At 63.8% G+C, this 15080-nt stretch carries 11 protein-coding genes; 6 read left to right on the top strand and 5 right to left on the bottom strand.

The genetic code is table 11. The annotated features are described in order from the left end of the window. Positions 1–151 precede the first annotated feature (151 nt). Positions 152–1180 carry a TRAP transporter substrate-binding protein gene (locus C8N35_RS23375; protein WP_245926962.1) on the bottom strand — a complete coding sequence of 343 codons (1029 nt, stop codon included), beginning with the start codon at positions 1178–1180 and terminating at the stop codon, positions 152–154. Positions 1181–1668: 488 nt separating this feature from the next. Here C8N35_RS23375 and C8N35_RS23370 point away from each other — a divergent pair, with 488 nt between their 5' ends. The 4 genes from C8N35_RS23370 to C8N35_RS23355 are packed head-to-tail and all read left to right on the top strand — an operon-like array spanning position 1669 to position 5604. Further along, positions 1669–2763, top strand: a complete 1095-nt coding sequence (locus tag C8N35_RS23370) for an ABC transporter ATP-binding protein (protein ID WP_107992163.1) — start codon at positions 1669–1671, stop codon at positions 2761–2763. Further along, entirely contained in the window at positions 2760–3698 is a 939-nt protein-coding gene (locus tag C8N35_RS23365; protein WP_107992162.1) for an ABC transporter permease, read from the top strand. The genes C8N35_RS23370 and C8N35_RS23365 overlap by 4 nt, the downstream gene beginning before the upstream one ends. Next, positions 3691–4527, top strand: coding sequence for an ABC transporter permease (locus tag C8N35_RS23360; protein ID WP_107992161.1), 837 nt, complete (start codon positions 3691–3693; stop codon positions 4525–4527). The genes C8N35_RS23365 and C8N35_RS23360 overlap by 8 nt, the downstream gene beginning before the upstream one ends. A gap of 45 nt (positions 4528–4572) precedes the next feature. Next, complete coding sequence (locus tag C8N35_RS23355) at positions 4573–5604, top strand: extracellular solute-binding protein (protein ID WP_107992160.1); 1032 nt, start codon at positions 4573–4575, stop codon at positions 5602–5604. A gap of 292 nt (positions 5605–5896) precedes the next feature. Here the strand turns inward: C8N35_RS23355 and ptsP are convergent, their stop codons facing one another. Genes ptsP through C8N35_RS23335 form a run of 4 tightly spaced genes read right to left on the bottom strand, consistent with a single transcriptional unit; the run spans position 5897 to position 10936 of the window. After that, the gene (gene ptsP / locus C8N35_RS23350) at positions 5897–8392 is read right to left on the bottom strand and encodes a phosphoenolpyruvate--protein phosphotransferase (RefSeq protein ID WP_107992159.1); all 2496 of its coding nucleotides are present in this window, start codon (positions 8390–8392) and stop codon (positions 5897–5899) included. After that, positions 8392–9018: a dihydroxyacetone kinase subunit DhaL gene (gene dhaL / locus C8N35_RS23345; protein WP_245926960.1), complete on the bottom strand. Its 627-nt coding sequence runs from the start codon at positions 9016–9018 to the stop codon at positions 8392–8394. The genes ptsP and dhaL overlap by 1 nt, the downstream gene beginning before the upstream one ends. Positions 9019–9023: 5 nt before the next feature. Beyond that, a complete protein-coding gene (gene dhaK, locus C8N35_RS23340; protein ID WP_107992158.1) occupies positions 9024–10091 on the bottom strand; it encodes a dihydroxyacetone kinase subunit DhaK in 1068 nt (355 codons plus the stop codon). Between the two features lie 11 nt (positions 10092–10102). Continuing rightward, the gene (locus C8N35_RS23335) at positions 10103–10936 is read right to left on the bottom strand and encodes an MIP/aquaporin family protein (protein ID WP_107992157.1); all 834 of its coding nucleotides are present in this window, start codon (positions 10934–10936) and stop codon (positions 10103–10105) included. 1061 nt (positions 10937–11997) lie between these two features. Here C8N35_RS23335 and C8N35_RS23330 point away from each other — a divergent pair. Continuing rightward, complete coding sequence (locus C8N35_RS23330; protein WP_107992156.1) at positions 11998–13689, top strand: glycine/sarcosine N-methyltransferase; 1692 nt, start codon at positions 11998–12000, stop codon at positions 13687–13689. A gap of 131 nt (positions 13690–13820) precedes the next feature. After that, positions 13821–15008, top strand: coding sequence for a methionine adenosyltransferase (gene metK / locus C8N35_RS23325; RefSeq protein WP_107992155.1), 1188 nt, complete (start codon positions 13821–13823; stop codon positions 15006–15008). The last annotated feature ends 72 nt before the right edge of the window (positions 15009–15080 follow it).

The following is a 15080-nucleotide window of genomic DNA, read 5'->3' as shown; positions in this document are numbered from 1 at the left end:
TGACCACGCCAATGGTTCAAGCATGGAGGTCTCTCACCTATATTGTAGAACTCGTCCAGTCCTCCACCGTAGGTGGAGGTTTATCTAGGATGTAATGAAAAGACCCGGGCGCTCGCCGCACCCGGGTCTGTCGTTTCTCCCGGCCGCGTTCCTACTGGAACAGCGAGTCGTACTTCTTCAGCTTGGCAACGTAGTCGTCATAGGCCTTGTCGGCATCGATGCCGGTGGAGGCGACGGCCTTCTTCCACTCGTCGAGCATCGGCGCGGCGGCCTCCTTCCACAGCGCGACCTCCTCGTCGGTCGGCTTGTAGAGCGTGTGCTCGCCGGACTCGATCATCTTCTCCCTGCCCGCTGCTTCGTTGTCGGCCCAGCCGGTGGAGAACTTTTCCGACCATTCCGGCGTGCAATGCTCGTCGATCACTTTTCTGTCCTCGGGCGCGAGCCCGTCATAGACACCCCGGTTGATCACCAGCGTCTGCAGGGACTCGTAGAACGGCATGTCGAGGTGATATTTCGTCTCCTTGTCGATGCCGAAGATGTAGATCGAGTTCCACGGGAAGGTGATGGCGTCCGCGGCGCCCTTGGACAACGCCTCGCGCGCCTCCGGCGCCGAAACCTGAACGCTCGCCCCGCCCAGAAGATGCACGAACCGCGCGATGGTGGCGTTGGCCGGGCGCACGTTCATGCCCTTCACGTCGGCCGGCACGTGAACCGGCGTCTTGGAATGGATCGTGCCGGGGTCATGCGGGTTCATCACGCACAGCTTGACCTCGGGCATCTCCTTTTCGGCGTAGTCGAGATACCACTCGTGCATCGCCCGCGCGCCCGCCTTGGCGTTGTTGGCGAGGAACGGCACCTCGATCAGCGAGGCGATCGGGAAGCGGCCGGCATTGTAGCCGGGATTGACGTAGCCGATGTCGGTGATGCCGTCGCGGGTCATGTCGTAGTGGTCGGGCGCGGCTCCCAGCTGCTGGGCCGGATAGATGGTGATGTGGATCCGCCCGTTCGAGGCCTCCTCCACCGCCTTCACCCACGGCTCGATACCGTATTTCTGGATCGGATGGCTGGCCGGCACCCAGTGCGCGAGGCGAAGTTCCACCGCCGACGCCGTCGAAAGCGTTGCCAGCGACGTCGCCGCCGCCAGAACGGCAGGCAGAATCATCCTGTTGATCTTCTTCACGAACGTTCCCTCCTCCAGGGTATCTTGCTCTTTTGCGAGCGCAATTATGCTTTGTTAATTAACGTAACAATGGTTTTGGACAGCAGCAAGCGGGAAAATGGCCAGCATATTCCGCAGCGAAAGGCGGTCTTCATCCGCCGGGATCGCCGCCCCCGCATCCTCCCTCCCGCACTGCAAATATGCCCGTTCTTTAATCGTCCGCGGTCCGAATATTGGGCTGGCCATGGGCACCGCACCTGGCCTAGGCTTTACCAAAAGTCACAATGGAAGATGCGCCAGGCTTCCGGCGGACCCGAAGAAACAGGCCCATCGCAAGAAACAACCAGGAAAGGTTGAAGCGGGACAAGCCCGAGTTCGCACGCACGAAATCTGCCCCACTCACGACCCCATGACCAAGCCCCGCCGCCATCAGGCCGCCGGATGTTTTGGAATTTCTACCAGCGCGTGTGGACACGAATAGGATACAGCCCGCCTCAAGAAAAACTCCGGTGCCAGTCGCTGCCATAGAAACGAGACAGATATCCAAGACATTCGGATCCGGAGACAGGGAGGTTCGCGCGCTCGACCACGTCTCCCTCGAAATCCGCGAGAACGAGTTTTTCACCCTCCTGGGCCCGTCCGGCTGCGGCAAGACCACGCTGCTGCGGCTCATCGCCGGCTTCGAGGCGCCCACATCGGGCCAGCTCCTTCTCTACGGCGACGACATTTCCAACGAGCCGCCCTACCGCCGCTCGGTCAACACCGTCTTTCAGAGCTATGCGCTCTTCCCCCACCTCACCGTCGCCCAGAACATCGCCTTCGGCCTTGAGATGCTGGGAAAGCCGAAGGCCGAGATTTCCCGAACGGTCGACGAGATGCTCGCGATGGTGCGCATGGAGGCGATGGCGCATCGCAAGACCAGCGAGATTTCCGGCGGCCAGCAGCAGCGCGTGGCGCTTGCCCGCGCGCTTGCCCCGCACCCGAAGGTGCTGCTGCTCGACGAGCCGCTCTCCGCGCTCGACCTGAAACTTCGCAAGGAAATGCAGCGCGAGCTGAAGCGCCTGCAGATCGAGACCGGCATCACCTTCGTCTTCGTCACCCACGACCAGGAAGAAGCGCTGACCATGTCGGACCGCATCGCGGTGATGAGCGCGGGAAAGCCGCTGCAGATCGGCACCCCGCGCGAGATCTACGACCGGCCGGCGAACCGCTTCGTGGCAAGCTTCATCGGCGAATCCAACTTCCTCAGCGCAACCATCACCGCCGCGACCGGCGATGTCGCCCGCGTGCGGATCGGCGGCGGGATCGACATGGAGGCGGCATTGCCCGCCGAGGCGCCGCGCTCGGGCAAGGTGACGGTGGCGATCCGGCCGGAACAGGTGCGCCTTGTGGAGGCGGACGCCGCCGATGCCCTGCCCGCCACGGTGACAGATACGGTCTATTTCGGCACCGACACGCACACACATCTTCTGCTCGATAGCGGCGAGACGGTCGTCGCCCGTTTCCAGAGCACGCTTGCCCATTCGGAGGAACGCGCCAACGGAACGCGCGTCGGCGTCCAGTTCTGGGAAGGCTCGGTGCAGGTGCTGAGGGAGACGGCATGAGCGCGGTCGAGATCTCACCGGCCGCCGGCACGGATCAGGAGGCGCGTGCGGAAGCCGCGCGCACACGCCGGAACTGGCTGCTGTCGCTGCCCGCCGTCATCCTGCTGCTGTTCGCCGCCTCCGGCCCGCTGGTGATCGTGCTCATCTATTCATTCCTGACGCCGGGCGACTACAGCGGCGTCAAGTGGATCCCGACCTTCGACGCCTGGACGAGCATCCTGTTTTCCCGGGACATCTTCGACGATACGCTGCGGCTGGCCGACGCCCATCTGACGATCTTCTGGCGCTCCGCAAGCCTGTCGCTGCTGACGACGCTGATCACCTTCCTGCTCGGTTTCCCGACCGCCTACTTCATCGCCACCCGCCCGCCCCGCCAGCGCGGCCTGTGGCTCTTTCTCATCACCATCCCGTTCTGGACCAACCTCCTCATCCGCACCTTCGCGATCATGGAGGTGATCCGCAACGAAGGCCTCCTGAACAAGCTTTTGATGATGACCGGCCTGATTTCCGAGCCGCTGCAGATCCTCTATTCCGATACCGCCGTGCTGATCGGCATGGCCTATGTCTACCTGCCGCTGATGGTGCTGCCGCTCTATGCGGCTCTGGAACGCTTCGACTTCCGGCTGGTGGAGGCGGGCTACGACCTCTACGCCGGCCGCTGGATGGTGCTGCGCAAGGTGATCCTGCCGCTGGTGAAGCCCGGCATCGTGGCCGGTTCCATCCTGGTCTTCATGCCCTCACTCGGCGCCTACGTGACGCCCCGGGTTCTCGGCGGCGGCAAGCACATGATGATCGGCAGCTTCATCGAGCTGCAGTTCGGGCAGGGCCGCAACTGGCCGCTCGGCGCCTCGCTGTCGATGCTTTTACTGCTGATCGTCGGCATCGGCCTGTTCTTCTACGTGCGCGCCATGTCGAAGGAGAAGGCCCATGACTGATACCACCGCACCCAGACCGCGCCGCAAGGCCTTTTCCGTGCGCACGATGCCGGGCTTTTCCTCCATCGCCATCGTCTGCTTCCTGGCGCTCTACGCACCGATCGTGGTGATCGTGGTCTATTCGTTCAACAGCGGGAACTCGATCGCGCTGTGGGAAGGCCTGTCGCTGAAATGGTACGCGACCGCGTGGCAGAACGATGCCGTGCAGGAGGCGACCATCCGCTCGGTGATCATCGCCGCGTTCGCGTCCGTGATTTCCACGGTCGTCGCCACCATGGCCGCACTTGGAACCACCCACGGCGGCGACTTTCGCGGCCGCACGGTCATCTACCTGCTGATCAACCAGCCGCTGATGGTGCCGGAGATCGTCACCGCAGTGGCGCTGCTGATCTTCTTCTCGATGATCCGCATCGCCACCGGCTACTCCGGGCTCGCCTACCTGATCGCGGCGCATGCCGCCTTCTGCGTGCCCTTCGCCTACCTGCCGATCCGCGCCCGGCTGGAGGGCATGGACACGATGCTCGAGCTCGCCGCCGCCGATCTCTACGCAACGCCATGGAGAGCGTTCCGGCGCGTGACGCTGCCATTGATGGCGCCGGGCATCGTTGCCGGCGCCATGCTTGCCTTCGTGATCTCGCTCGACGACGTGATCATCACCGAATTCGTCAAGGCCGCCGGCCAAGACACGCTGCCCACCTACATGCTGGGCCAGCTTCGCCGGGCGATCACGCCGGAGGTCAACGCCATCTCGACCATCCTGCTGGCGATAACGGTGATCCTGCTCACCCTGTTCTTCATCCTGACCAGAAAGAGAAGCCCGAAAGCCTGACGACACCTGAAACCACAACAGGCATCAAACAGAGGAAGACCCGACATGCGCTCTCCGACCCTGCTGATCGCCGCCGGAGCATTGCTCGCGGCAACAGGCCTCGCCCACGCCGAGGGCGAGCTCAACATCTTCAATTGGGGCGATTACACGTCCCCTGAGCTGATCAAGAAGTTCGAGGAAAAATACGACGTCAAGGTCACGGTCACCGACTACGATTCCAACACCACGGCGCTGACCAAGGTGTCGGCCGGCGGCCACGGTTTCGATATCGTCGTGCCGTCCGCCAACTACGTGCCGATCTTCGTCGGCGAGGGCCTGCTTCTGGAGGCGCGGCCCGACCAGATGGAGAATTTCAAGAACGTCTCCAAGCGCTGGCGCGACGTGCCTTGGGATCCGGGCCGCCACTACACCGTGCCGTGGCAATGGGGCACCACGGGCGTGGCGGTCAACAAGACGGCCTATTCCGGCAACGTGAACACGTCGGCAATCTTCATGGACCCGCCGGAGGAACTCGTCGGCAAGGTCAACGTCATTCCGGAAATGTCGGACGTGATGGCCATGGCGGTGTGGTACGCTGGCGGCGGCGTCTGTACCCAGGACAAGACGGTGCTGAAGAAGGTGCGCGACCTGCTGGTCGCCGCCAAGCCGAAGTGGATGTCGATGGACTACGGCATGAGCGACAAGCTGTCGAACAACGACGTGCTCGCCTCGGTCAACTGGTCCGGCTCCACTTTCCGCGCGCGCCTCAATAACCCGGACGTCGTCTACGGCTACCCGCAGGAAGGCTATCCGGTGTGGATGGATTCCGTCGCCATCCTCAAGGACGCCAAGAACGTGGACAACGCCAAGCTGTTCATGAACTTCATCATGGAGCCTGAGAACGCGGCGATGATCTCGGCCTTCGCGCGCTACGCCAACGGCATCGACGGCTCGCAGGAATTCATGCCGGAGAACATGAGAACGGCGCCGGAAGTGAATGTGCCGGAGGAATTTGCGGCCGCCGGCCAGTTCCTGCCGACCTGTCCGCCCGCCGTACAGAAGATGTACACCGCGATCTGGACCGAAGTGATGAAGTGAGGGCTGAGAGTGCGGGCGCCGCAAGGCCCCGCATTCGATTTCGCCGTCGTCAGTGCGCTGATTGCCCGCGCGACAGACCAGAGGACCCTCCGGTCCGGTGCTCGGCCTCTCCAGCGTCATCCTCGGCCTCTCCAGCGTCATCCCGGGCGCGCTGCGACGTGAAACGTTGCTGCGCAGAACCGGGATCCCGGGCGGTCGGCATTGTGCCTCGATCCCGGATCTGCGAAGCGGCATTGCGCGCCGCATGGCGTCCGGGATGACACCGGATAGGTTCGTCAACCGATGATGGCGCCTAACCCGCCGCAACCATCTCCCGCACCGCCGCCGCGCTCTCCTGCTCAAGCGCCTTTTTCGCCAGAGCCTCGCAATCGGCCCGGCTCAAGCCCTTCAGCGTCAGCTTGAACTCCGCCACATCGGCGGCCGCCATGGAGAACTCGTCGAGGCCGAAGCCGAGCAGGATCGGCACGGCCAGCGGATCGCCGGCCATCGCCCCGCACATGCCGATCCAGATGCCGGCCTCGTGGGCGGCCGCGATCGACTTGGCGATCATCGACAGCACCGCCGGGTCGAACGGATCGCACAGCTTCTGCACCTTCGGATTGGCCCGGTCCGAGGCCATCACGTATTGCGTCAGATCGTTGGTGCCGATGGAGAAGAAATCGACGTGCGAAGCAAGCAGCGACGCGCGTTCGGCGGCCGCAGGCACCTCGATCATGATGCCGACCTCGATTGTCTCGTCGAACGCCTGACCGCGCTCCTTGAGCACGTCCATGACTTTGCGAACCGCAACCTTGCCGGCAGTCACCTCCTCGAGCGTGGAGACGAGTGGGAACATGATGCGGACCGGCCCGTGCGCACTCGCCCTGAGGATCGCGGCGAGCTGGGTCTCGAACAGATCCGGCTCGGCGAGCGAGTAGCGGATGCCGCGCCAACCGAGATTGGGGTTCTCCTCCTCCGGCCTGTCCATGTAGGCCACCGGCTTGTCGCCGCCGATATCGACCGTGCGCACGGTTAGAGCGCCGCCGTTCAAGCCTTCGACCATCTGACGGTAGATGTCGTACTGCTCGTCTTCGGACGGGGCCGCCTCGCGGCGCATGAACAGGAACTCAGTGCGCAGCAGCCCGACTTCCTCCGCCCCGCTTTGCGCCACCGCCGCCACTTCCTCCAGCGAGGCGAGATTGGCAGCCGCGCGAACGCGTACGCCGTCCTTCGTCACCGCAGGATCGTTCTTGACGGCCTGCGCCTCCGCGCGGCGCTTTTCAAGCCGCACACGCTCGGCCTCGATCTCATCAAGCAGCGCCTTGTCGGGCGCGACCGTCAGCTCCGCCTTGCCGCCGTCGAGCAGCACGTCGGTGCCTTCCGCGATGCCGGTAAGATCGACCCCAAGCCCGAAGACGACCGGGACCGGCAGGCCGCTTGCCAGAATGCCGGCATGCGAGGTCTTGCCGCCGTAGGCGGACGCGATGCCAAGCACCGTGTCGAGATCGAGCGTGAGGACGTCGGAGGGACGAAGATCGTCGAAGGCGAGGATTGCCGCCTCCGTTGCGCCCGCCACTTCGCCCGCATCGCCGGAAAGATGGCGCAGGACACGCAATCCGACGTCGATGACATCCTCGCCGCGCGCCTTGAGGATCGGATCGGCAAGCCCGCGGTAGGATTTCGACAGGTCCGCCACCGCATCGCGCCACAAGGAGCCGGCCGACACGCCGCGCTCGCGGATGCCCGTCTCCACCGGCTCGGTCAGTGCCGGGTCGTGCAGAAAGGCGATGTGGGCATCGAAGATCTTGCGGTCATAGGCTGCGATGCCGTCACCCTTGGCGTCAAGCGCCGCGCGAAGCTCCGTCTCGGACGCGGCAAGCGCCGCGCGGAAACGGTCGACCTCGCCGTCCCTGTCATCGACCTCCGTCGCCTCGACCTCGTCGGGCAGCGCCCGTCGGATCTGGCGGATCGGACCGTGGGCGAAGCCCTTGGCGATGGCCGCGCCCTTGAGCGTGCCGGAGGTGACGGCTTTCGCCTGAGGCGCGGCCTCGGCTTCCTGCTCCGGTTCGCCTTCCGGCACATCGGGCGCGCGTTCCGCCTCGCCGAAATTGGAGGCGACAAGATCCTCGATCGCGGCGAAGAGATCGTCGGCAACTGCCGGCTCTGCGGAAAGCCGGATCACGTCGTTGCCGCCGACCTCCGACAGCATGACGCCATTGATCGACTTGGCGTTGGCGGCCGGTTTCTTCTTGGTGAGATTGGTGATGCGAACCGGGCCGTCAAACCGGTTCACCGTCTGGACGAACAGCGCGGCCGGCCGGGCATGCAGGCCATGCACCGTCTTGATGCGGAATTCGCGCGCGGCGCCCTCTTCCGTGGCACCGTCGCTTGCGGCGCCAGCACCGCCCGCGCCATCCACGAAAGGACGCGCGGCTTCGCGCGCCTCCGCGATGGCCGCATCCATGTCGCCGCCCGAGGCGATCTGCACGGTCGCGGCCAGCACGCCCTCGACCAGCGGGGCGTCGCACAGCCGGACGTTCTTCCGCTCATCATCGTCGAGCAGGTCGAGCGCCATTTCCGCGTTGAGCTTGGCCGAGCCGAGGTCGGAGAAGACGAGGACGCCCTTGTCGCTCATCACCTCCTGGATCGCTTCCATGATGCGGATGGCGTCGGTGCCCAAAGGCGCTTCCGGGTCGTCTATGCCGCCGGCCGACGCGATGGGCACAGGTTCCTGGCTCATCGCGTCGGCAAGCTCCTTCAGACCGTCGGAGAGCTGCTTGGAGTGCGAGACGATCACGATACCGATCATCAGGCAGCCTCACTCACGGCGTCTTCGAGCGCCTTGACGATCATGTAGCTCGACGTGGCACCGGGGTCCTGATGATCCCTGGAACGTTCGCCGAGATAGCTGGCGCGCCCCTTCTTGGCGATCATCGGGATGGTGTCCTTCATGCCCTGCTCGGCCGCTTCCACGGCGGCCTTCAGCCCGGCGTCGAGGTCGCCGGCCTTGCGGAAAGCCTCCGCCGCCGGCACCAGCGCATCCAGCATGGTCTTCTCGCCGGCCTCTGCCTTGCCGCGCATCTTCACGCCCGCGACCGCGTCTTCGAAGAACTGAGCCAGTTCCTCGAAGGAAATCTCGGACTTGCCCATGAGCGGCTTGGAGCCTTGAAGGAACATCGTGCCGTAGAGCGGTCCGGCGGCGCCGCCGACCTTGGAGATCAAGGCCATCGACACCGCCTTCAGAAGCGCACCGATGTCATCGCCCTCGGGCAACTTCTCGACCACCGCCTTGAAGCCGCGGTCCATGTTGTTGCCGTGGTCGGCATCGCCGATGGCCTTGTCGAGTTCCGTCAGATAGGTGCGGTTCTCGGCCATCACCGCGGCCGTCTTTTCGATCCACTTGCGAACGGTGGCACCAGTGAGCATTTCCGTCATGCTAGTCAGACTCCCCAACGAAGCGCCGGCGTCTTGACGGGAGCGTCGTAGAGGCGAAGCAGTTCGTCATCCACCTTCTGAAGGGTGATCGACATGCCCGCCATCTCCAGCGACGTGATGTAGTTGCCGACCAGATTGCGGACAATCTTCACGCCATGGCTCCCGGCCACTTCGGCCAGCTTGTTGTACACGGTGTAGAGTTCGGACACGGGCGTGCCGCCCATGCCGTTGACGAGGGCGATGACCTCGTCGCCTTTCTGGAAGGTGATGTCGGTGAGCTCGGTGTCCACCCAGTCGCCCTTCTCCACATCCCATTCCGACAGCTTGCGGGTATAGGCCTCATCCTCGAAGATGTGCCGGCACAAGGTTTCGGTGATCTCGTCGGCCGACTTGATCTTGGTGCGTTCCACGCCGGGCTCGCCGTGGATGCCGATGCCGATCTCGATCTCGTCCTCGGCCAGTTCGAAGCTCGGCGTGCCGTTCTGCGGCGTCGTACACGGCGTCAGCGCCATGCCCATGGACTTGCCGTGGATGTTCACTTTCTTGCAAAGCGCGGTGAGCTTGTCGAGGTCGTAGCCCTCCAGCGAGGCCGCGCCGCAGATCTTCTCGGCCAGCACGGTGGTGCCGAGGCCGCGACGCCCGGCGGTGTAGAGCGAATCCTTCAGCGCCACATCGTCATCGATGATGATGTTGCGCACCTCAATGCCCTCGTCGCGCAGCATGTCGGCGGCCATCTGGAAGTTCAGCACGTCGCCGGTGTAGTTCTTGACGATCTGCAGGATGCCCTTGCCGCCGTTGATCGCCTTGCCGGCCTCGTACATCTGGTCGGGCGTGGGCGAGGTGAAGACGGGACCCGGGCAGGCCGCATCCAACATGCCCTGGCCTACGAAACCGCCATGCAGCGGCTCGTGGCCGGAACCGCCGCCGGACATGACGGCGACGCGATCCTTCACGCCGCCCGCCACGCAGACGAAATTCGGATCGAAATGAACCTCGATCTCGGGATGGGCGGCGCCAAATCCCTTCAGTTGTTCGACAACCACGTCCTCGGCATTGTTGATGAGCTTTTTCATCGAGGCTTCTCCTAATCAGACGTTTCGTCCGTGTCGTAAGCTTCGAACACGAACTTGTAATAGCCGCGGTAGAACGCACCGGCGACGAGACCGCCGATGATCGTGGAGACGGTGGGGATCCACCAGCCGCCGCGCGGTCCGGGCAGGGCCATCTCTCCCCAGCCGAAGAAGTAGGACATCACCCGCGGACCGAGATCGCGCGCCGGGTTCATCGCCGTCATGGAGATCGGAGCCTCGTAGGCGACGAGAGCGGCGACCAGCAGGCCGATGAAGAAGGGAGCGAGGTTGGCCGAAGGCGCGGCGGTGTTGTGGGGATCGGTCAGGTAGAGAACCCCGAAGACCAGAATGGCGGTGGTGAAGGCTTCCGACAGGAACCATTTCGTGAGCGACACCTGCGCGAAGGCCTCCGGGGTCGTTCCGAAGAACGCCGGATTCGGTGCGTACGTTCCAAAGCCCATGCCCGAAAGCTGGCTTCCCGGCGCACCGCGCACGAGTTCCTTGCCCGTTTCGAAAACCGCGATGATATCCGCGTAGAACCAGTAGATCGCCGCGGCCGCCAGCATGGCGCCGATGAACTGGGCGATGATGTAGGGCGCGACCTTGGACCAGGGAAAGCCCATGAAGACCGCCAGGGTGATGGTGACGGCGGGATTGATGTGGCCGCCGGTCACCTTCGCCGATACGTAGACGCCGAAGGCGACGCCCAGGGCGAACATCATGGATACCGGCCACAGGCTGAGACCTCCCGTCCAGACTGAAACCGCAACAGACCCGACGCCAAAGAGGACGAGGATGAACGTGCCGAGTCCTTCGGCCGCCATCTCGCTGATTATTCCTCGTTTCATTATGGTTCTCCTCACACTTGTCGGCAGCGGCCCGCGGGTGGGTGGGTGCAGTTCGGACCCGGATGTCGGCGAGGTGGAGCAAATGCGGAGCCGGGCATTGGGCTCAGGCAGTTGCAGAACTTCGACGCAAACCGATTGAAGCTACCGACACGGAAGGGAGCCCAACACAACTCGCAGCCTTCGGCAAAATGCCTATGTGCGGCATTCTGTCGCATAGCCTGAAATTCGCTTGTTTTCTGCCGTTCCTAACGCGCCCCAAATATATTGACGCTAAGGCAGAACCCGCACTACAAATTCCGGTTTATGAATTGTTGCAGTGCATTATCACGATTTTCGAGATGCCCCGCGAATGACTGGACACATGTGGGCGTGGGGTTGTGGGTGTGGGGCGCCCCGCCATACAGACAACATCAGTCGTACCGCACCCGGCGGACACGCCGCTTTCCGTTGGCAGCAGTTGCCCCCCGCGCGACGCAGAGAAACGTTAGCCATCCAGATCTGACATCCATACGACAAACCTGATTCTGAAGATGAATAATAATATTCAGATCTACCTTCATTTACACGAATATCCGGCCTGACCGGACCATGATTTACATCTGGACGCGACGCGTCGTCCCACAAATTTCAAGAATTTAATTTCATCGTTTCACCCCATACATTTACGACAATATGTCGGTATCATTTACAGGAATATTCCGGCATCGCTGTTGAATTTGAAAAGCGCGCTGGTATTCTCTGACCACCCTCGGTTCAGGAACGCACTGCGGAATCTCTCCGCGGCCCGGGTTTGCCGCCTTGCCGCGAATGGCAGGACGCAAGCCCGCCAGCGCTCATCATGACCGGGACCGGCCCGTTCCGACCGACATCGCGTCGGCTCGCGAACATCCCTTCAGCGCACCGGAGCGCGCACGAGACGTGCGTATCTGGAGCCTTTCGGCCGGGCGGCAAGACGTGAAGACATCCCGATTTGACCGCCGGTCCCGCCGGCGGTGCGGGGACATACGCGCCAAGTGCTTTGCGGCGGGCGCCAATACAGGTTCAAAGAGGAGACCTTCCACATGCGCACAGCGTACGCATCGCGAAACGCCGAACTTGAATTGGACGAACAGGCCTACGGTCAGGATCCGACCGCCGATCGCGAGACCGACCTCTATCGCGGCGAGTACATCATGTCCTTCGTGGAAAAGTGGGACGAGCTGATCGACTGGGATGCCCGTGCGGAGAGCGAGGGGCAGTTCTTCATCGACGTGCTGCGCGCCCGCGGCAAGGAGACCGTGCTGGACGTGGCCACCGGCACCGGCTTCCATTCCGTCCGCCTCACCCGCTCCGGTTTCAACGTGACCTCGGCCGACGGTTCGGCCGCGATGCTCGCCAAGGCCTTCGAGAACGGCCAGAAGCGCGGCATGATCCTGAAGACGGTGCAGGCGGACTGGCGCTGGCTGAACCGCGACATTCAGGGCAAGTACGACGCCATCATCTGTCTGGGCAATTCCTTCACCCACCTGCACGAGGAAAAGGACCGCCGCCGGGCGCTGGCCGAATTCTACGCCGCGCTGAAGCATGACGGCATCCTGATCATCGACCAGCGCAACTACGACGCCATGCTCGATCACGGCTTCACCTCCAAGCACAGATATTACTATGCCGGCGACAAGGTGAAGGCGGAACCGGACTACATCGACGAGGGGCTGGCCCGCTTCAAGTACAGCTTCCCGGACGGGGCCGAGTTCACGCTCAACATGTGCCCGATCCGCAAGAACTATATGCGCAAGCTGCTGTCGCAGGCCGGGTTCGAGCGCGTACGCACCTACGGCGATTTCCAGGAAACCTATGCGGAGGAAGATCCGGATTTCTTCATCCACATCGCGGAGAAATCGAGCCTCCACATGGTCCGCTGGGGCGGCGGCGGTCCGGCGGATGGCGAGAACGACATCCGCGAGGTGGCCGAGAGCTATTACGACAGCGACGATGCCGACACCTTCTACAGCCTCGTCTGGGGCGGTCAGGACCTGCATGTCGGTATCTACGACACCACCAGGAACATCCGTGAGGCCTCCGACCTGACCATCGACGAAATGGTCGGGATGCTGCCGAACCTCGGCAAGGACGCGAAGATCCTCGATATAGGTTCCGGCTACGGCGGGGCGATGCGCAAGGTGGTGGGCGAGAACGGCGGCTCCGCCACCTGCCTTAACATCTCCGAGGTCCAGAACGACACCAACCGGCACCGCAACCGCCAGAAGGGCTTCGCCGACCGGATCAGCGTCGTGCACGGCGTCTTCGAGGACATTCCCGAAAAGCCCGCCACCTTCGACGTGGTGTGGAGCCAGGACGCGATCCTGCATTCCGACCAGCGCCAACAGGTGCTCGCCGAGGTCTTCCGGGTGCTGAAGCCCGGCGGATATTTCATCTTCACCGACCCGATGCAGGCCGACGACGCGGACCCCAAGGCGTTGCAGCCAGTCTACGACCGCCTCCAGCTCAACAGCCTGGGCTCGCCACGTTTCTACCGCGAGGCGGCCGAAGCGCTGGGCTTCGAGACGGTGACGCAACGCGACATGGTCGACCAGCTCCGCACCCACTATTTCCGGGTGCGCGAGGAACTCATGGCCAATTACGACAAGCTGCGCGCCGAGGGCGCATCGGCCGAGTACCTCGACAAGATGGCCGACGGCCTGCAAGCTTGGGTGGATGCCGCCGACGCCGGCAACCTCGCCTGGGGCATCCAGCTCTTCCGCAAACCCGAATAATCCGCCACCACCCGAGGGGAGCCAGACATGTACGGCTCCCCTTATCCGTTCACTCGCCCGCCGGCGAGCGACCGCATGCACGCGTGAAGCGCGGCAGCGGACAAGACCAATCAACCGAGGGAGTTCGCCACATGGCGCAGAAATCCTGGCTCTTCACGAGTGAATCCGTTTCCGAAGGTCACCCGGACAAGGTGTGCGACCGCATCTCCGACACCGTTCTCGACGCTTTTCTCGCCGCCGATCCGCATGCGCGGGTGGCCTGCGAGACGCTGACCACCACCAACCACGTCTCCATCGCCGGCGAGGTTCGCGGGCCTGAAACCGTGCTGAAGACCGTCGACGATCTGGTCCGAGAGGCGGTGCGCGACATCGGCTACGAGCAGGACGGCTTCAACTGGAAGACGCTTGAGATCGTCAACCGGCTGCACCAGCAGTCGGCCGATATCGCCATGGGCGTCGACGAGGGCGAAAAGGGCGAGGAAGGCGCAGGCGACCAGGGCATCATGTTCGGCTATGCCTGCAACGAGACCGAAGAACTGATGCCGGCCCCGATCCAGACCGCGCACCGGATCCTCAGGCTGATGGCCGAAGACCGCAAATCCGGCAAGGAGCCGCGGCTCGGCCCCGATTCCAAGAGCCAGGTGACGCTGAAATACGAGAACGGCCGCCCCGTCGGCGTCGATGCGGTGGTGGTCTCCACCCAGCACGGCGAAGACGTGGACCAGGAGACCGTGCGCAACATCGTGCTGCCCTACATCCACACGGCGTTTCCCGAAGGCTGGAGCGTTCCGGAAGACCGCATCTACATCAATCCGACCGGGCGCTTCGTGATCGGCGGACCGGATGGCGATGCGGGCCTCACGGGCCGCAAGATCATCGTCGACACCTACGGCGGCGCGGCTCCGCATGGCGGCGGCGCGTTTTCCGGCAAGGATCCCACCAAGGTCGACCGTTCGGCCGCCTACATCGCGCGCTATCTGGCGAAAAACGTCGTGGCCGGCGGCCTCGCGGATCGCTGCCTGATCCAGCTCGCCTACGCCATCGGCATGCCGGAGCCGGTGGCCGTCTATGTCGACACGCAGGGCACCGGCAAGGTGGACGAGGCCGAGCTTGCCCGTGTGCTGCGCGAGACGGTTCGCCTGACGCCGCGCGGCATCCGCGAGCAGCTGGGTCTCTTGAAGCCGATCTACGCCCGCACCGCCGCCTACGGCCATTTCGGCCGCGCGCCCGATGCCGACGGCGGCTTCGGCTGGGAGCGCACGGACATTGCGGACGACCTCGCCCGACACTTCGGCGAACGCCGCGACGCGGCCGAGTAGCCCGCGATCGACCTTCCCCGACACAAGGGCCGCGCCGGCACGCATCGCCGGACGCGGCCTTTCGCGCGTTCA

Source organism: Breoghania corrubedonensis, from assembly GCF_003053845.1.
Classification (GTDB): Bacteria; Pseudomonadota; Alphaproteobacteria; order Rhizobiales; family Stappiaceae; genus Breoghania; species Breoghania corrubedonensis.
The sequence above is the reverse complement of the archived record's forward strand: the minus strand, read 5'-3'. Positions and strand labels throughout refer to the sequence as shown.